Genomic DNA, 17,746 nt, shown 5'->3' with positions numbered 1-17,746 from the left:
CGCGAAGAGCGAAGAGCGAAGAGCCGAGAGCCGAGAGAACGAAGAGAGAGGCGGAGACACATGCCGGAGAACGCCCGGAACACGACCGACCGGGGCGCGAAGGACCGGACGGTGCCCCGGTCCTGGGCCGGGTACGCGGCCTGTGCCTGGGCGCTCGGCAACACCGCCCTGCGGCTGCACTGGGCGACGGTGGGGAAGGCGGACCGCCCGCGCAGCGCCGGCCCGGGCGGTGCCCGCACCGACCTCGCCGTCGCCGCCGCCGGCGCCGCCGCCGCGGCTTCGGCCTTCGCGACGGTCGGGCCGCGGGACAGGATGCTCCCCGCCGGCCTGCAGCCGGTGGTCGGCTGGGGGGCGTGCGCCCTGCTGCTCGCCGCGGGCCCCGGCACGCTGATCCTAGATCTGGCCGGGGTCGTCACGCTGCATCTCGACGACATCGAGTGGGCGGACTTCCTGCACCGGGTGTTCCTTGTCGCGGGCGGTGCGGTGTTCGGGCTCTCGGTCCTCGCCCACCAGCGCCGGGTCCGGGAGGCCTGTGCGTACTGCGGCCGCGGTCCGGCGCGTACCGGGCCACGGCCGCGCGTGGACTGGATCGGGTACGCGGCGGCGGTGCTGCCCCTGCTCGGCTTCGCCGTGCCGCACTGGCTCTGGGCGCTCGGGGTGCCCTTCGGTATCCCGCAGGAGAACGCCGACGAGCTCAGCAAGCCGGGGCTGGCGGTGGCGGTGGCCGCGCTCGGCGCGGTGGCCGCGGCCGCCGGGGTCGCCACGCTCGCCCTGGTACGGCCGTGGGGCGAACGGGTCCCCGCCGCTGTGCCGTTCATCGGTGGCCGGAAACTGCCGAAGACGCTGGTGATGGGGCCGCCCCTGCTGGCCGCGGCCGCGCTGACGCCGTACGGGCTGTGGGGCATCGTGGCCACGATCGGCTACGCCCTCGGCCTGGTCCGGCCCGCCGAGGGAAAGCTGGAGGGCATCGAGCACGTCGGCAACCAGCTGACGTACGCGACCTTCTTCGCCTGGGGCGTGTCGCTGGGCGCCGCCGCCATCGTCTACCACTACCGAACACGTGGTGCCTGCCGCAGGTGCGGGCTCTCGGGCTGACGGCAGTTTCCTGCCAGCACGGGCGGCCGAACGTCCAATCCGCGACCTGAGCTGTTTTTCTGGCAGCGGGACCGGGACGTCTTCCGGAACCCCACCCCGCTTTGTCCCTTATCGAGTGAGGTTGTTGGTGGACGTTGCCATAGAAGCAGAAGGGCTGCGGAAGCGATATCGCGGACACGAAGCCCTGCGCGGGATCGATCTCTCGGTGCCCGCGGGAACGGTCCTGGGCGTTCTCGGCCCCAACGGCGCGGGCAAGACCACGGCCGTCCGGGTGCTCACCACGCTGCTCGCGGCGGACGGGGGCAGGGCCAGGGTCGCCGGGTTCGACGTGGCAGCGCAGCCCGGCGAGGTGCGCCGCAGGATCGGTCTCACCGGTCAGTACGCGGCCGTCGACGAACTGCTCACCGGGCGCGAGAACCTGACGCTGATCGGCCGTCTCCACCGCCTCGGCCGCAAGGGCGCCAGGACGAAGGCGGCCGAACTCCTCGATCAGTTCGATCTGACCGAAGCGGGGGACCGGCCCAGCCACACCTACTCCGGAGGCATGCGCCGCAGGCTCGACCTGGCCGCGAGCCTCCTCTCGGAGCCGCAGGTCATCTTCCTCGACGAGCCGACCACCGGCCTCGACCCGGCCAGCAGGATCGCCCTGTGGGGCATGGTCAGGGACCAGGTCGCGCGCGGTGTCACCGTGCTGCTGACCACGCAGTACCTGGAAGAGGCCGACCAGCTGGCCGACCGCATCGCCGTCATCGAGGCGGGGCGCGTCATCGCCGAGGGAGCCCCCGCCGAACTGAAGCGCACGGTCGGCGGCGAACGTCTGGAGGTGTCCACGGTGAACGCGGCCCACCTGGGGCTCGCCGCGGAAGCACTGGCCAAGGTCGCGCCGGACGACCGGATCCTCGTGGAGGAGACCGAGGGGCGGATCACGATTCCGCTCACCGGCGGCGTACGGGGCATCACGGCGGCCGCCGCGGCCCTGGAGGCCGCGGGGGTCGAGGTCCAGGACTTCTCCGTCCGCAGGCCGTCCCTCGACGATGTCTTCCTCTCGCTCACCGGCAGGTCCGACCGGAGCGAGCCGGCCGAGGACCCGGCCACGGATCCGGCCACCACCGCACCCACCCAGGAGAGGGCAGCCGCATGATCGGCGTGCTGAGCGACTCCGGCGCACTCGTCGGCCGCCAGATGCGGCACATCCGCCGGGTGCCCACCAAACTGCTGAGCGTCACCCTCATGCCGGTGGCGTACGTTCTGCTCTTCGGCTACCTGTTCGGCAGCGCCATGGAGGTGCCGAACGGAAGCTACCGTGAGTTCATCATGGCGGGCATCTTCGTGCAGATGATGCTCTCCGGAATCCAGACGACGGCCCTCGGGGTCACCGGAGACCTGAACAACGGTCTCGTCGACCGCTTCAGATCGCTGCCCATTTCCCGGGTGTCGGTGCTGATCGGCCGTACGGTCTCGGACATGGCACTGGCCGCCATCACCTGTGTGGTGATGGGGGGCGTCGGCTATGCCATCGGCTGGCGCATGAACGAGGGAATCCTCAACGGCCTGACGGGATTCGGACTGCTGCTTCTCCAGGGGCTCACGATGTCCTGGATCGGCTGCTGGATCGGGCTGGCGCTCCGCAGCGTGGAGGCCGTCAACTCGGTCGGATTCGTCCTCACGTTCCCCCTGGCCTTCCTGTCGTCGGCCTTCATCCCGCTCACCGGGCTGCCCGGCTGGCTGCGCACCGTCGCCGAATGGAATCCGGTCAGCGCGGTGGCAGGTTCCTGCCGCGAGCTGTGGGGAAATCCCGGAGCCGCCGCCAGCGATTCCTTTCCCGCGCAGCATCCCATTCCCGTCGCTTTCGGATCGATGCTGATCCTGCTGGCCATCGTGGTTCCGCTCGCGCTGCGCTCCTATCGCAAGGCCGTCGGTTGATCCTGTCGCCTTCCTTCTCCCCCGCGCGGGGGAGAAGGTTCATCGTCTGGCCGGATGTCCGCCGATTCGGTCCGCGGGCAGGGTGAGAGCAGAGATCACTTTGCTGCGGCATCCCTTTCCACCGAGGACGGAACATGCGCGTAACCCAGGACGTCACCGCCCCTGACCCCCAGCAGCCGGCACCGTCTCCCTCGGCGCCGTGGTGGGCGGAGCGGGTCGCGCCCGCGGCCGCCGGCTGGGCCGTCGTCTACGGAGCGTTCGTCCTCTCCTGGGCACTGGGCAGCGACTGGGGCAGACCGTTCGGTGACATCGACGTGCCGTGGGTGCTCTACGGCGGGCTCGCCGCCCTCTGCGCGGCGGCAGCCGTGGCGGCGCTGGCGACCGTACGGGTCAGGCCGGGCACCGTGCGCCCCGGCCTCGCGGGCAGGGCGCTGTGGGTCTTCGCCGCGATCTTCCTCACCGTCGCACCCGGCACCCTCACCCTCGACCTGGCCAGTGTGTTCACCGCGCACTTCGACGCCATCGACTGGCCGCCCTTCCTCATGAAGCTGTTCGCCGTCGTGGGCGGAGCGCTCTTCGTGGGGGCCGCGGTCTCGTACCGCAGGCGCCTGCACAGGGCCTGCGGCCACTGCGGACGCTTCGGCGGCGGCAGCGGGCAGCGGCGCCGCTGGGAGAAGGCCGCGGGGTACGCGGCCGTCGCCGTGCCCACCCTCGGATTCGCCCTGCCGCACGTGCTCTGGGCGATGGACGTGGCGTTCGGTGTCACGGAGAAGGGCGCTGCCGATCTCAGCGCCCCCGACACCGCACCCGCCCTGTGGGTACTCGCGCTGCTCACCGTCGCCGGCTCCGTGCTCACCCTCGGTCTGGTCATGTCCTGGGGCGAGACCTTCCCGCGCTGGATTCCGCTGCTCGGCGGCCGAGCCGTTCCCCGGCTGCTCGCGATGGTCCCGCCCCTGGTGGTGGCGGCCGCGCTCACGCCGTACGGAGTGCTGGGCACGGTCGCCATGACCGCGAACGTCACCGGGGTCCACGAACTGTCCGCCGAACGCATGGGGGAAATGGAGCCGCTCGGCTTCTACATCACGTATCTGACGTTCGCCGCCTGGGGCGCGACCCTCTGCGCGGCGGCCTTTATGTATCACTACCGCACCCGCGGTGCGTGTGCCCACTGCGACGGGCACCGCGGGCTTCCGTCTGAGGAGAGTTCCTGATGTCAGAGTCCAGCGCCGTACCGAGCACTCTCATGGAACCGGAATTCATAGCGAACCCCCATCGCCTCTTCGCCCAGCTGATCGACCAGGGGCCGGTCAGGATGACGATGTACCCGGGTGGCCCCCAGACCTGGGTCATCACCCGTTACGACGATGTCCGGCAGATCCTGACCGACCCCACCGTGCACAAGAACCCGCTGCACGCCATGGACATCCTGGGGGCGGGCGGCCCGCCGCCGGAGCCGGAGGAGGGCTCCCTCGACCCGAGCACGGTGCTCACCCGGCACATGCTCAACAGCGACGGGGACGAGCACACCCGGCTGCGCAAGGTGGTGGCGAAGGCGTTCACCGCCCGGCCCGCCAAGGCCCTGCGACCGCGCGTCGAGCAGCTGGCCGCCGAGCTCCTCGACAAGCTGACCGAGGGTCAGGAGGTGGACCTCATCGAGGCGCTGGCGGTTCCGCTGACCACCGCCACGATCTGCGGGATGCTCGGCATCCCGCCGGAGGACCAGGAGACCTTCCACGGCTGGTTCGACTCGGTCACCAACGTCACCGACCCGGAGGAGGCCCAGTCGGCGGCCTCCTCGCTGATCGACTACCTCGTCAAGATCGTGGCCCGCAAGCGGGAGAACCCCGCCGAGGACATCATCAGCGAGCTGATCACGGTCACCGACGGCGAGGACAGGCTGTCGGAGTCCGAGCTCCTCTCCATGATCTTCCTGCTCCTCGGCGCGGGTCACGAGTCGACGATCAGTCTGATCGGCAACGCCGTGATCGCCCTGCTCCAGCGGCCGGCCGAATGGGACCGGCTGCGCACCGACCCCGCCTCGGTGGCGGCCGTGGTGGAGGAGGTGCTCCGCTTCGACACACCGTCGCACCTGGCCACGTTCCGCTACACCACGGAGCCCGTGGAAATCGGTGGAGTCACCATCCCCGCGCGGGAGTCGGTGCTCGCCGCCATCGGAGCGGCCAACCGCGACCCGCGCTACATCGACCGTCCGCAGGAGTTCGACACGGGCCGCTCGGGCCACAGCAGCCACCTGGCCTTCGGCCACGGCGTCCACTACTGCATGGGCGCGCCGCTGGCCCGGGTGGAGAGCGTGGTCGCGCTCACCGCGCTGCTGGAGCACTTCCCCAACCTCCGCCTCGCCGTCGACCCGTCCGAACTGCAGTACCGGCCGAGCCTGCTGGTCCGCGGCGTGTCCCACCTGCCGGTCGTCCTCTGACCATCGGCCGCGGCCCGGGCCCGGGAACCCCCGGCCCGGGCCACGGCCGGAGCGGCGGCCCGGTCATCGCCACGGTGTTGACCCGCACCACGGGGCGAGCCGTCCATGCCGCAGGATGTACGAAGGCGGCGCGCGGCTGCGGCTTTCCCCAGGGAACGGAACGATGACGTATGAGCCCCGAGAGTGAAGGCACCGACGCCTCGCAGGACGAGGCGCGGGAAGTCCTGTATCGACTTGTCGATCGGGAGTCCGGGGCGGTTCTGATCGCTGCCGAAGATCTTCTGAACTACTTCGTGGAGGAGGACCGGGAGCCGCCGGAGACCGTCACCTTCGTCCGGACGCACCAGGTCGGCCGTGCCCGCCGGAAGACCGGGGAAGCCGAGCTGCGGGTCGTCGACCGGCAGGGGAGAACGATCGGGGTGTACTACCTCGGGAGGGTGTGCGCCGCGTTCCGGCACGAGCTCGTGGCCTCCGGCGCGGACCGCCCCGACCTCGACTACTCCTTCGGGCACACCTGCGAGTACCCCCGGGCCGGCGATATCTGGCGGAGATGGGCCGAGAGCCGCCCCGTCGAGCACGGAGAATGGGCCCGCCACCCGTCCGACTGGCACGAGAGCTGGCTGCACGTCGTGCAGACCGCCTGGTTCGACTCCGGACGGAACGCGACGCGTTACGGGACCGGCGGGACGGCGGTCATCGACGGCTCCGGATTCACCACGAGGGACGGCTTCTACTGCGCCCTGGGAGAAGCCGTCAACGGACCCGGCGGCTACTTCGGTTCGAACCGCGACGCGGTCCACGACTGTCTTCGGACCATGCGGCGCGACGGAGCGGCTCCGTTCCGCCTGGTGTGGCATGACTTCGCGGCCTCCCGCGAAGCGCTGGGCGGCGATTTCACCGACAGTGTTCTCTCGCTGTTCGAGGGGGCGGGTGTGGAGACCGAGCTGTCCCCGGAGTGATGTTTCCCGCCGCTCCCTGAGCGGCGGGCGGCGTTTCACGCCGAAGGCCCGGCCCGCTCAGGAAGAGAGGGCCGGGCCTTCGGGGCGTGGAACGCTCAGGCCGACGCCCGCGGATACAGCGCGCGCGGCAGCCGCGAGGCCGCCGCGGCGTCCAGCAGCCACAGCGTGCGGTCGCGCCCGTACGCGCCCGCCGCCGGGGCCTGGATCTCCCCGGCCCCGGACAGCGCGATGGCCGCCGCCTCCGCCTTGTCCTCGCCCGCCGCCAGCAGCCACACCTCGCGCGCCGCGCGGATCGCCGGCAGCGTGAGCGAGACGCGGACCGGCGGCGGCTTGGGAGCCCCGTGCACACCGACGACCGTGCGCCCGGTCTCCCGTACCGCGGGCAGCTCCGGGAAGAGCGAGGCCACATGCGTGTCCGGGCCGACGCCCAGCATCAGCACGTCGAACGCGGGCACCGCGCCATGGTCCTCGGGGCCCGCGGCGGCGGCCAGTTCGGCGGCGTAACCGGCTGCCGCCGCGTCCGCGTCGTCGCCGTACGGGCCGTCGGACGCGGGCATCGCGTGCACCCGGGCCGGGTCCAGCTCCACCGCGTCGAGCAGCGCCTCGCGGGCCTGGGTGACATTGCGCTCCGGGTCGCCCTCGGGCAGGAACCGCTCGTCGCCCCACCACAGGTCCAGGCGCGCCCAGTCGACCGCGTCCCGGGCGGGCGCGGCGGCGAGCGCGGCCAGCAGGCCGTTGCCGTTGCGCCCGCCGGTCAGCACCACCGAGGCGTGGCCCCGGGAGGCCTGGGCGTCCACGATCTTCGTGATCAGCCGGGCCGCCGCCGCCTGCGCCATCAGCTCCTTGTCGCGGTGCACGACCAGCTGGGGAGGCGTCACTTCGACGCCGCCTTCCTGGCCGGGGCCTTCTTCGCGGCGGGAGCCTTGGCCTCGGCGGCCCTGTCCGCCTTCTCCTCGGCGCCCCCGACCGGCGCGGCCTTGACCTCGCCGCCCGCGTGCAGCCGGTCGACGCCGAACTTCACCGCGGACGCGTAGGTGTTGTCCGGGTCGAGCCGCCGCAGCTCCTCCGCCAGCAGCTCGGCGGTGTCGCGCCGCTTGAGCGCCACCCCGCGGTCCGGCTGGTTGTGCATGGAGAGCGTGGCCAGCGTGCCGTCGGCGCGGTCGAGGACGATCACGCCGTTCTTCGTCTCCATCCGGACCGCCGTGAGGCCGGGGCCCTCGGAGACCATGCGCTCCACCGGGACGCCGAGCCGGTCCGCGAGCCACATGGCCAGCAGCTCGCAGCTCGGGTTGTCGCTCTCGCCCTCGACGGTCGCGCCGATCACCTCGGCGGGCTGCTGGTCCAGCGACGCGGCCAGCATGGAGCGCCACGGGGTGATCCGGGTCCACGCCAGGTCGGTGTCGCCCGGGCTGTACGTCGCCGCCCGTACCGCCAGTGCCTCGATGGGGCGCTCGGCCGAGTAGGTGTCGGTGATCCGGCGCTGGGCGAGGGCCCCCAGCGGGTCGTTCGCCGGGTCGGAGGGCGCGCCCTCGGGCCACCACACCACGACCGGGGCGTCCGGCAGCAGCAGGGGAAGGACCACCGACTGGGCGTGGTTGGCCAGTTCGCCGTGCAGGCGCAGGACGACGGTCTCGCCGGTGCCCGCGTCGGAACCGACCCGGACCTCGGCGTCGAGCCGGGCGTCCCGGCGGGCCCGCGGCGAGCGGCTGACCCGCTTGATCACCGCGATGATCCGCGAGGGGTGCTCGCGGGAGGCGTCACCGGCCGACTTGAGCGCGTCGTACGCGTTCTCCTCGTCGGTGACGATGACCAGCGTGAGGACCATGCCGATGGCGGGGGTGCCGATGGCCCGGCGGGCCGACACCAGCGCCTGGTTGATCTTGCTGGACGTGGTTTCCGTGAGATCGATCTTCATGGCCGCCTCCAGCTCCGTCCGTCGCGTGCGAGCATCTCGTCGGCCTCGGTGGGGCCCCAGGTGCCGGCCGCGTACTTCGCGGGCTTGCCGTGCTTGTCCCAGTACTCCTCGATCGGGTCGAGGATGTTCCAGGACAGCTCGACCTCCTGGTGGCGCGGGAAGAGGTTGGCGTCGCCGAGCAGGACGTCCAGGAGGAGCCGCTCGTACGCCTCCGGGCTGGACTCCGTGAACGACTCGCCGTACGCGAAGTCCATCGTGACGTCCCGGACCTCCATCGAGGTGCCGGGCACCTTGGAGCCGAAGCGCACGGTGACGCCCTCGTCCGGCTGCACCCGGATGACCAGGGCGTTGCCGCCCAGCTCCTCCGTGGCGCCGGACTCGAAGGGCAGGTAGGGCGCGCGCTTGAAGACGACCGCGATCTCCGTGACCCTGCGGCCGAGCCGCTTTCCGGTGCGGAGGTAGAACGGCACGCCCGCCCAGCGGCGGTTGTTGATCGTCAGCTTGATCGCCGCGTAGGTGTCGGTCGTCGACCTGGGGTCGATGCCCTCCTCCTCGCAGTAGCCGAGGACCTCCTGGCCGCCCTGCCACGCGTGCTCGTACTGGGCGCGCACGGTGTGCTTGCCGAGGTCCTCGGGCAGCTCGACGGCGGTGAGGACCTTGAGCTTCTCGGCGACCAGCGCCTTGGGGTGGAAGGAGCCGGGCTCCTCCATCGCGGTCAGCGCCAGCAGCTGGAGCAGGTGGTTCTGGATGACGTCACGGGCGGCGCCGATGCCGTCGTAGTAGCCGGCCCGGCCGCCGATGCCGATGTCCTCGGCCATCGTGATCTGTACGTGGTCGACGTAGGACCGGTTCCAGATCGGCTCCCACATCGTGTTGGCGAACCGCAGCGCCAGGATGTTCTGGACCGTCTCCTTCCCCAGGTAGTGGTCGATCCGGAAGACCTCGTTGGGCGGGAAGACGTCGTGCACGAGCTGGTTGAGCTCCTGCGCGCTGGCCAGGTCGTGGCCGAACGGCTTCTCGATGACGGCGCGCCGCCAGGAGCCCTCCTTCTGGTCGGCCAGACCGTGCTTCTTCAGCTGCTGGACGACCTTGGGGAAGAACTTCGGCGGCACGGAGAGGTAGAAGGCGAAGTTGCCGCCCGTCCCCTGCGCCTTGTCGAGCTCCTGGATGGTGGCCTTGAGCGTCTCGAACGCCTCGTCGTCGTCGAAGTTGCCCTGGACGAAGCGCATCCCCTGGATGAGCTGCTGCCAGACCTCCTCGCGGAACGGCGTACGGGCGTGCTCCTTGACGGCGTCGTGGACGACCTGGGCGAAGTCCTCGTCCTCCCAGTCGCGGCGCGCGAAGCCGATGAGCGAGAAGCCCGGCGGCAGCAGGCCGCGATTGGCCAGGTCGTAGACGGCGGGCATCAGCTTTTTACGGGACAAATCGCCCGTGACGCCAAAGATGACCAGGCCCGACGGCCCCGCGATACGCGGGAGCCGTCGGTCCTGTGCGTCACGGAGCGGGTTGGCTCCGGGAACAGCAGACAAAGTGGTCAGCCCTCCGAGGGGGCGAGGCGCGACAGCTCCGCCTCGGTCGACTTGAGCAGGTCGTTCCAGGACGCCTCGAACTTCTCGACGCCCTCGTCCTCCAGCACCTGTACGACGTCGTCGTACGAGACGCCGAGCTTCTTGATCGCGTCGAGGTCGGCGCGCGCCCGGTCGTATCCGCCGGCGACGGTGTTGCCGGTGATCTCGCCGTGGTCGGCCACCGCCTCCAGCGTCGCCTCCGGCATGGTGTTCACCGTGTTCGGCGCCACCAGGTCGTCGACGTACAGCGTGTCCTTCAGCGACGGGTCCTTGACGCCGGTCGAGGCCCACAGCGGACGCTGCTTGTTGGCCTGCGCCTTGTCCAGCGGGGCCCAGCGGTCGGAGGAGAAGACCTCCTCGTACGCCTCGTAGGCCAGGCGGGCGTTGGCCAGGGCGGACTTGCCCTTGGCCGCCTTCGCCTCGTCCGAGCCGATCGCGTCCAGGCGCTTGTCGATCTCGGTGTCCACGCGGGACACGAAGAACGAGGCCACCGAGTGGATCTTGGAGAGGTCCAGGCCCGCGGCCTTCGCCTTCTCCAGGCCCGCCAGGTAGGCGTCCATGACCGCGCGGTAGCGCTCCAGCGAGAAGATCAGCGTCACGTTGACGCTGATGCCTCGGCCGATCGTCTCGGTGATCGCCGGCAGACCGGCCTTGGTCGCCGGGATCTTGATGAGCGTGTTCGGCCGGTCGACCAGCCACGCCAGCTGCTTGGCCTCGGCGACGGTGGCCGTGGTGTTGTGGGCCAGGCGCGGGTCGACCTCGATGGAGACCCGGCCGTCCTGGCCGTCGGTGGCGTCGAAGACCGGGCGCAGGATGTCGGCGGCGTCGCGGACGTCCGCCGTCGTGATCATGCGCAGCGCTTCCTCGACGGTGACCTTGCGGGCGGCGAGGTCGGTGAGCTGCTGCTCGTAACCGTCGCCCGAGGAGATCGCCTTCTGGAAGATCGACGGGTTGGTGGTGACGCCGACGACATGGCTCTGGTCGATCAGCTCGGCCAGGTTGCCGGACGTGATCCGCTTGCGCGACAGGTCGTCGAGCCAGATCGCCACGCCCTCGTCGGAGAGGCGCTTGAGTGCGTCTGTCATGAGTTGCATCTCCTACTAGTCGTATCTATCGGCGTCAGCGCGTGGCGGCGGCGAGGGATTCCCGCGCGGCGGCGGCCACGTGCTCGGGCGTGAAGCCGAACTCCCGGAACAGCACCTTCGCGTCGGCCGAGGCCCCGAAGTGCTCCAGCGAGACGATCCGGCCGGCGTCGCCGACGTACCGGTACCAGGTCAGGCCGATGCCCGCCTCGACGGCGACGCGCGCCTTCACCGACGGCGGCAGCACACTGTCCTTGTAACCCTGGTCCTGCTCCTCGAACCACTCGACCGACGGCATCGAGACGACCCGGGTCGGCACACCGGCCGCCTGGAGCTGCTCGCGCGCCCCGACGGCGAGGTGGACCTCGGAACCGGTCGCGATGAGCAGCACCTGCGGCTCGCCGCCTTCGGCGTCGAACAGGACGTAGCCGCCCTTGGCCGCGTTCTCGTTCGCCTCGTACGTCGGCACGCCCTGCCGGGTCAGCGCCAGACCGTGCGGGGCGCCCTTGCCGAACTCCTTGGTGTAGCGGCGCAGGATCTCGGCCCAGGCGATGGCGGTCTCGTTGGCGTCGGCCGGGCGCACGATGTTCAGGCCCGGGATGGCGCGCAGGGAGGCCAGGTGCTCGACCGGCTGGTGGGTGGGGCCGTCCTCGCCGAGGCCGATCGAGTCGTGCGTCCACACGTAGGTGACCGGCAGGTGCATCAGCGCGGAGAGCCGCACCGCGTTGCGCATGTAGTCGGAGAACACCAGGAAGGTGCCACCGTAGATCCGGGTGTTGCCGTGCAGCGCGATGCCGTTCATGGCGGCGGCCATGGCGTGCTCGCGGATCCCGAAGTGGATCGTGCGGCCGTACGGGTCGGCCTCCGGCAGCGGGTTGCCCACCGGGAGGAACGACGACGTCTTGTCGATCGTGGTGTTGTTCGACCCGGCCAGGTCGGCGGAGCCGCCCCACAGCTCGGGCACGGTCTCACCGAGCGCCTGGAGCACCTTCCCGGAGGCGGCACGGGTGGCCAGGGACTTGCCGGGCTCGAAGACGGGGAGCTTCTCCTCCCAGCCCTCCGGCAGCTCGCCCGCGGCGATCCGGTCGAAGGAGGCGGCGCGCTCCGGGTTGGCCGTGCGCCAGGCGGCGAACGACTTGTCCCACTCCGCGCGGGCCTCACGGCCGCGGTCCAGCGCCTCGCGGGTGTGGCCGATGACCTCGTCGGAGACCTCGAAGGTCTGCTCCGGGTCGAAGCCGAGGACCCGCTTGGTCGCCGCGATCTCGTCGTCGCCGAGCGCCGAGCCGTGCGCGGCCTCGGTGTTCTGGGCGTTCGGGGCGGGCCAGGCGATGATCGAGCGGGCCGCGATGAACGAGGGGCGCTCGGTCTCGGCCTTGGCCGCCTGCAGCGCCGCGTACAGACCGGCCGGGTCCAGGTCGCCGCTGGGGAGCTGGTCGACGCGCTGGACGTGCCAGCCGTAGGCCTCGTACCGCTTGCACGTGTCCTCGGAGACCGCGGTCTCCGTGTCGCCCTCGATGGAGATGTGGTTGTCGTCCCAGAGCAGGACCAGGTTGCCCAGCTTCTGGTGTCCGGCCAGCGAGGACGCCTCGGCCGAGATGCCCTCCTGGAGGCAGCCGTCACCCGCGACGACCCACACCATGTGGTCGAACGGGGAGGTGCCGGGAGCCGCCTCGGGGTCGAAGAGGCCGCGCTCGTAGCGGGCGGCCATGGCCATGCCCACCGCGTTGGCGACGCCCTGGCCCAGGGGGCCGGTCGTCGTCTCGACGCCGGTGGTGTGGCCGTACTCCGGGTGGCCCGGGGTCTTGGAGCCCCAGGTGCGGAAGGTCTTGAGGTCCTCCAGCTCCAGGCCGTAGCCGGCCAGGTAGAGCTGGATGTAGAGCGTCAGGCTGGAGTGGCCGGCGGAGAGGACGAACCGGTCGCGGCCGGTCCACTCGGCGTCCGCGGGGTCGTGCCGCATCACCTTCTGGAACAGGGTGTACGCGGCGGGAGCCAGGCTCATCGCCGTGCCCGGGTGGCCGTTTCCGACTTTCTGTACGGCGTCCGCGGCGAGAACACGGGCGGTGTCCACGGCCCGCTGGTCCACATCGGTCCACTGGAAGTCTGCGGTGGTCGGCTTGATGCTCACCCTGAGTCAGGGCTCCTCTCCACTGTCGTAGGCCGGTGACTGTTACCGCACCGGGCGCTGTCGAGCCTACCCCCGTTGACACGCACACTTTCCGAGCACTTTCCAGGGTGTGGGCGACCGGTGGAGTTCGCCTCCCGTGGAATGCGCACACCGGTCAAGGGTCACCCCCAACACGACCCCACCCCCGCGAAGGACGGCGTATCCGCAACGTCTAGAGTGAACGGGTTCGCGCAAGTCTTCACCGGGCCTCCTCGCCCGGAGCTTGCTGGGATTTCTCTGTCAGGGGTGTGCGTGACGGCCGTCGAGTCCCGACCCGCAGGGGTCGCCTTGACTCCCAGCCCGGGGGGCCATCGCCCGTTCGGGGCCCGCGTCAAGGCCTTCGTGGCGCTTACCAAGCCACGGATCATCGAGCTGTTGCTCATCACCACCGTTCCGGTGATGTTCCTCGCTGCCCAGGGTGTACCCGACCTGTGGCTCGTTCTCACCACCACCATCGGGGGGTATCTCTCCGCCGGTGGCGCCAACGCGCTGAACATGTACATCGACCGTGACATCGACGCGCTGATGGACCGCACGTCCCAGCGTCCGCTGGTCACGGGCATGATCAGCCCCCGCGAATGCCTCGCCTTCGGCATCGCCCTCGCGGTGATCTCGACGGTCTGGTTCGGTCTGCTCGTCAACTGGCTCTCGGCCGCTCTCGCGCTCGGCGCGCTGCTCTTCTACGTCGTCGTCTACACGATGCTGCTGAAGCGCCGCACCTCCCAGAACATCGTCTGGGGCGGCATCGCGGGCTGCATGCCGGTCCTCATCGGCTGGTCCGCCGTGACGAACGAGCTCTCCTGGGCCGCCGTCATCCTCTTCGCCGTCATCTTCTTCTGGACGCCGCCGCACTACTGGCCGCTGTCGATGAAGGTCAAGGACGACTACGCCCGGGTCGGCGTCCCGATGCTCCCGGTGGTCGCCTCCAATCGGGTGGTCGCCCAGCAGATCGTCCTCTACAGCTGGGTGATGGTCGCGGTCTCGCTGCTGCTCACCCCGCTCGGCTACACCGGCTGGTTCTACACCTCGGTGGCGCTGCTGTCCGGCGGCGCCTGGCTCTGGGAGGCCCACGGCCTGCAGAACCGGGCCAAGGCCGGGGTGACCGGGGCCAAGCTCAAGGAGATGCGGCTCTTCCACTGGTCCATCACCTACGTCTCCCTCCTCTTCCTCGCCGTCGCGGTGGACCCCTTCCTCCGCTGAGGTTCCTCTCCGGCCGTACGGGCGGGGCGCGTGGCACAGGCCACGCGCCCCGCCCGTCGCCAGTTCATCTACCCATCGGTAGCATCCTGTTCATGGCAGAGAAGGCAGCAGACGCAAGCGACAGCGGGCAGACCTCACGCACGGACGCCAGGAAGGCGGCGCGTGCCGACCGCAGGGCGGTGAAGCTCGCCCGCGAGATCGGCGCCTTCGCCAAGGAGCACGGCGGCGCGGAGGGGCAGCTCGCCTACCTCGGCCAGGCGGGCGCCCGCATCGTCCTGGTCGGCGAGGACGGCGCCTGGGGCGACCTCGTGGCCCCGACCTACGCCGTGGCGGAGAACGCGGCGCGGAAGTCCGGCATCACCCTGCACGAGGAGTTCGACGGCGAGTTCGCACTCAAGGTCCGCACCGGCCCGTACGAGTGGTCCCGCATGGCCGGCATCCAGGTCGGCGGCCCCTCCAACGACCGCTGAGACGACACCCGGCCGCTGAGGCGACAGGGCCGCTCCCGGCGCCGAGGGGCAACACCTGACAGGGGGTTCACCCGTCGGGACGTGCGGACGCACGGCATACGTGAGGGGCGGCGGGCCACCGGCCCGCCGCCCCTCACGCATGCCCGTCCGTGTCAGACCGCCGCCGGTGTCGACTCCGGCCGCTCGGCGGACGGGCCCGGCAGCGGGGCGCCGGCGTCGTCGCCGCGCTCGCGCATGCTCAGGACGAGCCGGACCACGGCGATCCACAGGATGGCCGAGCCGAACATGTGGACGCCGACCAGGATCTCGGGGACGTCGCTGAAGTACTGGACGTACCCGATCGCGCCCTGGGCGAGCAGCACGATCAGCAGGTCGCGGGCGCGGGCCCGGGTGTCGGACGGGGCGTCGACCACCCGCAGGGCCAGCCACATCGCGATGGCCAGGGCGCAGACGACCCAGGCGGAGATGGCGTGGACATGGGCGGCGGCCGACCAGTCCCACGGCATGCGCGGTACGTCGCTGCTGTCGCCCGCGTGCTTGCCTGAACCCGTCACCGAGGTGCCCAGGACGATCAGGACCACCGTGGTGGCCACGATGGCCCAGGCCAGGCGCCGTACCGGCAGCGGAGCCCGGGGGCGCGGCGGGCCGTCACCCTCGCCGACCCGCACCCAGGTGACCACGGCGACCGCGAGGAGCGCGTTGGCCAGCAGGAAGTGCCCGGCCACCGTCCAGGGGTTGAGGCCCGCCCAGACCGTGATCCCGCCGAGGACGGCGTTGCCCAGCACGATCCAGAACTGCAGCCAGGCCAGCCGGGCGAGCTTGCGGCGGCGCGGCTTGACCGAACTGATGGCGATGATCGCCCAGCCGACCGCGGCCGACAGGACGTAGGTCAGCATCCGGTTGCCGAACTCGATCGCGCCGTGCAGCCCCTGTTCGGGCGTCGCGAAGAGGCTGTCGTCGGTGCACTTGGGCCAGGTGTCGCAGCCGAGACCCGAACCGGTGAGCCGGACGGCCCCGCCGGTGACGATGATGAAGACGCTCATCAGGACGGCGGAGAGCGCGGCGCGCTTCACCACCTTGGTGGACGGCGTCCAGCGCTTGGCGATGAGGGAGATGGGGGTTTCCACGCGGACCATCGTAGGACGGGGCTTGTGCATGTTTTCACGAGGGGGTGGGTTCGTACCCGGTTGCCCGGACACGTCCAGCCGTACGGCCCCTGCGGGCTACTCCCAGCGGAAGAACCTCGCCGCCGCGCCGAGCCCCAGCGCTGCCCACACCGCCAGGATCCCGGCCTGGGCCCACGGCATCGGCGCACCGTGCTGGAGGACGTCCCGCAGCCCCTCGGAGAGCGCCGACACGGGCAGCAGGCCCAGGATCGACTGCACCGCGTCCGGGAACTTCTCCAGCGGCACGATGACCCCGCCGCCGACCAGCAGCAGCAGGAACACCAGGTTGGCGGCGGCGAGCGTCGCCTCCGCCTTCAGCGTGCCCGCCATCAGCAGCCCGAGCCCGGAGAACGCGGCGGTCCCGAGGACGAGCAGCAGCAGCACGGAGAGCGGGTTGCCGTGCGGCGACCAGCCGAGCGCGAAGGCGATCGCCGTCAGCAGGACGATCTGGAGCACCTCGGTGACCAGCACCGACAGCGTCTTCGCGGTCATCAGGGCCCAGCGGGGCAGCGGGGAGGCTCCGAGCCGCTTGAGGACCCCGTAACGGCGCTCGAAGCCGGTGGCGATGGCCTGGCCGGTGAAGGCGGTCGACATCACGGCGAGCGCCAGGATGCCCGGGGCCAGGAAGTCGACCGACGCGCCCGAGCCGGTGTCCACGATGTCGACCGCGCTGAACAGCACCAGCAGCAGCGCCGGGATGATCACCGTCAGCAGCAGCTGCTCGCCGTTGCGCAGCAGCATCCGGGTCTCCAGCGCGGTCTGCGCGGCGATCATCCGGGGGAGCGGGGCCGCGCCGGGGCGCGGGGTGTACGTACCGGCGCTCATGCGTGCGGCTCCTTGCCGGTCAGTTGCTTGCCGGTCAGTTCGAGGAAGACGTCCTCCAGGGTGTGCCGCTCCACCGAGATGCCCTCGGGCATCACGCCGTGCTGGGCGCACCAGGAGGTCACGGTGGCCAGCAGATGCGGGTCGATGACCCCGGTGATCCGGTACGTCCCCGGCAGCGGCTCGGCGGCCCCGGAGCCGTCGGGCAGCGCCTTGACGAGGGAGCCGAGGTCCAGCCCGGGGCGTCCGGTGAAGCGCAGGGTGTTCTCGGCGCCGCCCCGGCAGAGCTGTTCCGGGCTGCCCCGGGCGATGACCCGGCCCGCGTCGATGATCGCGACGTCGTCGGCGAGCGCCTCGGCCTCGTCCATGAAGTGGGTGGTCAGCACCACGGACACCCCGTCGGCGCGCAGTTCGCGCACCAGGTCCCAGGTGGATCGGCGGGCCTGCGGGTCGAGACCGGCGGTCGGCTCGTCCAGGAAGACCAGCTCGGGCCGTCCGACGACCGCCATGGCCAACGAGAGGCGCTGCTGCTGGCCGCCGGAGAGCCGCCGGTAGGCGGTCCGGCCGCAGTCGCCGAGGCCGAGGCGTTCGGTCAGGGCGTCCACGTCGAGGGGGTGGGCGTGCAGCTTGGCCATGTGGCGGAGCATCTCGTCGGCGCGTGCTCCGGAGTAGACGCCGCCGGACTGGAGCATCACCCCGATCCGCGGGCGCAGCCGCTCGGCGTCGGCGACCGGATCGAGGCCGAGGACCCGTACGGTGCCGGCGTCGGGGCGGCGGTAGCCCTCGCAGGTCTCGATGGTGGTGGTCTTCCCGGCGCCGTTCGGGCCGAGGACGGCGGTCACCGCGCCGGTCGCGACCACCAGATCGAGGCCGTTCACCGCGGTCTTCGTGCCGTACCGCTTCACCAGGCCCTTGACCTGTACGACGGGCTCGTTCTCCATGGCG

At 71.1% G+C, this 17,746-nt stretch carries 16 protein-coding genes; 8 read left to right on the top strand and 8 right to left on the bottom strand.

Annotation, left to right across the window (positions count from 1 at the left end; translation table 11 throughout):
* Positions 1-60: 60 nt before the first annotated feature.
* The 6 genes from PSQ21_RS06290 to PSQ21_RS06265 all read left to right on the top strand — a co-directional run bounded on the left by PSQ21_RS06290 (position 61) and on the right by PSQ21_RS06265 (position 6,414).
* Positions 61-1,095: a hypothetical protein gene (locus tag PSQ21_RS06290; RefSeq protein ID WP_274029408.1), complete on the top strand. Its 1,035-nt coding sequence runs from the start codon at positions 61-63 to the stop codon at positions 1,093-1,095.
* Positions 1,096-1,222: 127 nt separating this feature from the next.
* A complete protein-coding gene (locus PSQ21_RS06285) occupies positions 1,223-2,236 on the top strand; it encodes an ATP-binding cassette domain-containing protein (protein WP_274029407.1) in 1,014 nt (337 codons plus the stop codon).
* A complete protein-coding gene (locus PSQ21_RS06280) occupies positions 2,233-3,018 on the top strand; it encodes an ABC transporter permease (RefSeq protein WP_274029406.1) in 786 nt (261 codons plus the stop codon). Before PSQ21_RS06285 ends, PSQ21_RS06280 begins: the two co-directional genes overlap by 4 nt.
* Positions 3,019-3,152: 134 nt before the next feature.
* Complete coding sequence (locus tag PSQ21_RS06275) at positions 3,153-4,229, top strand: hypothetical protein (RefSeq protein ID WP_274029405.1); 1,077 nt, start codon at positions 3,153-3,155, stop codon at positions 4,227-4,229.
* The gene (locus PSQ21_RS06270; RefSeq protein WP_274029404.1) at positions 4,229-5,455 is read left to right on the top strand and encodes a cytochrome P450 family protein; all 1,227 of its coding nucleotides are present in this window, start codon (positions 4,229-4,231) and stop codon (positions 5,453-5,455) included. The genes PSQ21_RS06275 and PSQ21_RS06270 overlap by 1 nt, the downstream gene beginning before the upstream one ends.
* Before the next feature lie 170 nt (positions 5,456-5,625).
* The gene (locus tag PSQ21_RS06265; protein ID WP_274029403.1) at positions 5,626-6,414 is read left to right on the top strand and encodes a barstar family protein; all 789 of its coding nucleotides are present in this window, start codon (positions 5,626-5,628) and stop codon (positions 6,412-6,414) included.
* Between the two features lie 95 nt (positions 6,415-6,509).
* Here the strand turns inward: PSQ21_RS06265 and pgl are convergent, their stop codons facing one another.
* The 5 genes from pgl to tkt are packed head-to-tail and all read right to left on the bottom strand — an operon-like array spanning position 6,510 to position 13,104.
* Positions 6,510-7,292, bottom strand: a complete 783-nt coding sequence (pgl, locus tag PSQ21_RS06260) for a 6-phosphogluconolactonase (RefSeq protein WP_274029402.1) — start codon at positions 7,290-7,292, stop codon at positions 6,510-6,512.
* Complete coding sequence (gene opcA, locus PSQ21_RS06255) at positions 7,289-8,329, bottom strand: glucose-6-phosphate dehydrogenase assembly protein OpcA (protein WP_274029401.1); 1,041 nt, start codon at positions 8,327-8,329, stop codon at positions 7,289-7,291. Before opcA ends, pgl begins: the two co-directional genes overlap by 4 nt.
* Positions 8,326-9,858 (bottom strand): glucose-6-phosphate dehydrogenase, encoded by a 1,533-nt coding sequence (gene zwf / locus PSQ21_RS06250; RefSeq protein ID WP_274029400.1) that lies wholly within the window; start codon positions 9,856-9,858, stop codon positions 8,326-8,328. Before zwf ends, opcA begins: the two co-directional genes overlap by 4 nt.
* 5 nt (positions 9,859-9,863) lie before the next feature.
* Positions 9,864-10,982 carry a transaldolase gene (tal, locus tag PSQ21_RS06245; RefSeq protein ID WP_069756315.1) on the bottom strand — a complete coding sequence of 373 codons (1,119 nt, stop codon included), beginning with the start codon at positions 10,980-10,982 and terminating at the stop codon, positions 9,864-9,866.
* 34 nt (positions 10,983-11,016) lie between these two features.
* The gene (gene tkt, locus PSQ21_RS06240) at positions 11,017-13,104 is read right to left on the bottom strand and encodes a transketolase (protein WP_274029399.1); all 2,088 of its coding nucleotides are present in this window, start codon (positions 13,102-13,104) and stop codon (positions 11,017-11,019) included.
* 285 nt (positions 13,105-13,389) lie between these two features.
* Between tkt and PSQ21_RS06235 the strand changes: the two genes are divergently transcribed.
* On the top strand, positions 13,390-14,343 hold the full coding sequence (locus PSQ21_RS06235) for a heme o synthase (protein WP_274029398.1): 954 nt from the start codon (positions 13,390-13,392) through the stop codon (positions 14,341-14,343).
* Between the two features lie 92 nt (positions 14,344-14,435).
* Complete coding sequence (locus PSQ21_RS06230) at positions 14,436-14,813, top strand: hypothetical protein (RefSeq protein WP_274029397.1); 378 nt, start codon at positions 14,436-14,438, stop codon at positions 14,811-14,813.
* Positions 14,814-14,965: 152 nt separating this feature from the next.
* Here the strand turns inward: PSQ21_RS06230 and PSQ21_RS06225 are convergent, their stop codons facing one another.
* From PSQ21_RS06225 to PSQ21_RS06215, 3 genes are all read right to left on the bottom strand, one after another.
* Positions 14,966-15,949 (bottom strand): COX15/CtaA family protein, encoded by a 984-nt coding sequence (locus PSQ21_RS06225; protein WP_274029396.1) that lies wholly within the window; start codon positions 15,947-15,949, stop codon positions 14,966-14,968.
* 87 nt (positions 15,950-16,036) lie between these two features.
* Complete coding sequence (locus PSQ21_RS06220; RefSeq protein WP_274029395.1) at positions 16,037-16,804, bottom strand: ABC transporter permease; 768 nt, start codon at positions 16,802-16,804, stop codon at positions 16,037-16,039.
* A complete protein-coding gene (locus tag PSQ21_RS06215) occupies positions 16,801-17,742 on the bottom strand; it encodes an ABC transporter ATP-binding protein (RefSeq protein WP_274029394.1) in 942 nt (313 codons plus the stop codon). The genes PSQ21_RS06220 and PSQ21_RS06215 overlap by 4 nt, the downstream gene beginning before the upstream one ends.
* Positions 17,743-17,746 lie beyond the last annotated feature (4 nt).

Source organism: Streptomyces sp. MMBL 11-1 (genome assembly GCF_028622875.1).
Classification (GTDB): Bacteria; Actinomycetota; Actinomycetes; order Streptomycetales; family Streptomycetaceae; genus Streptomyces.
This window is presented reverse-complemented; position numbering and strand designations above follow the sequence as displayed.

Excerpts from the sequence above, each read along its gene's own strand:
- PSQ21_RS06215 (WP_274029394.1), bottom strand. The coding sequence starts at position 17,742 with ATGGAGAACGAGCCCGTCGTACAGGTCAAGGGCCTGGTGAAGCGGTAC.
- PSQ21_RS06280 (WP_274029406.1), top strand. The coding sequence starts at position 2,233 with ATGATCGGCGTGCTGAGCGACTCCGGCGCACTCGTCGGCCGCCAGATG.
- PSQ21_RS06265 (WP_274029403.1), top strand. The coding sequence starts at position 5,626 with ATGAGCCCCGAGAGTGAAGGCACCGACGCCTCGCAGGACGAGGCGCGG.
- PSQ21_RS06270 (WP_274029404.1), top strand. The coding sequence starts at position 4,229 with ATGTCAGAGTCCAGCGCCGTACCGAGCACTCTCATGGAACCGGAATTC.
- opcA (WP_274029401.1), bottom strand. The coding sequence starts at position 8,329 with ATGAAGATCGATCTCACGGAAACCACGTCCAGCAAGATCAACCAGGCG.
- PSQ21_RS06290 (WP_274029408.1), top strand. The coding sequence starts at position 61 with ATGCCGGAGAACGCCCGGAACACGACCGACCGGGGCGCGAAGGACCGG.
- PSQ21_RS06220 (WP_274029395.1), bottom strand. The coding sequence starts at position 16,804 with ATGAGCGCCGGTACGTACACCCCGCGCCCCGGCGCGGCCCCGCTCCCC.
- PSQ21_RS06230 (WP_274029397.1), top strand. The coding sequence starts at position 14,436 with ATGGCAGAGAAGGCAGCAGACGCAAGCGACAGCGGGCAGACCTCACGC.
- PSQ21_RS06275 (WP_274029405.1), top strand. The coding sequence starts at position 3,153 with ATGCGCGTAACCCAGGACGTCACCGCCCCTGACCCCCAGCAGCCGGCA.
- tal (WP_069756315.1), bottom strand. The coding sequence starts at position 10,982 with ATGACAGACGCACTCAAGCGCCTCTCCGACGAGGGCGTGGCGATCTGG.
- PSQ21_RS06225 (WP_274029396.1), bottom strand. The coding sequence starts at position 15,949 with ATGGTCCGCGTGGAAACCCCCATCTCCCTCATCGCCAAGCGCTGGACG.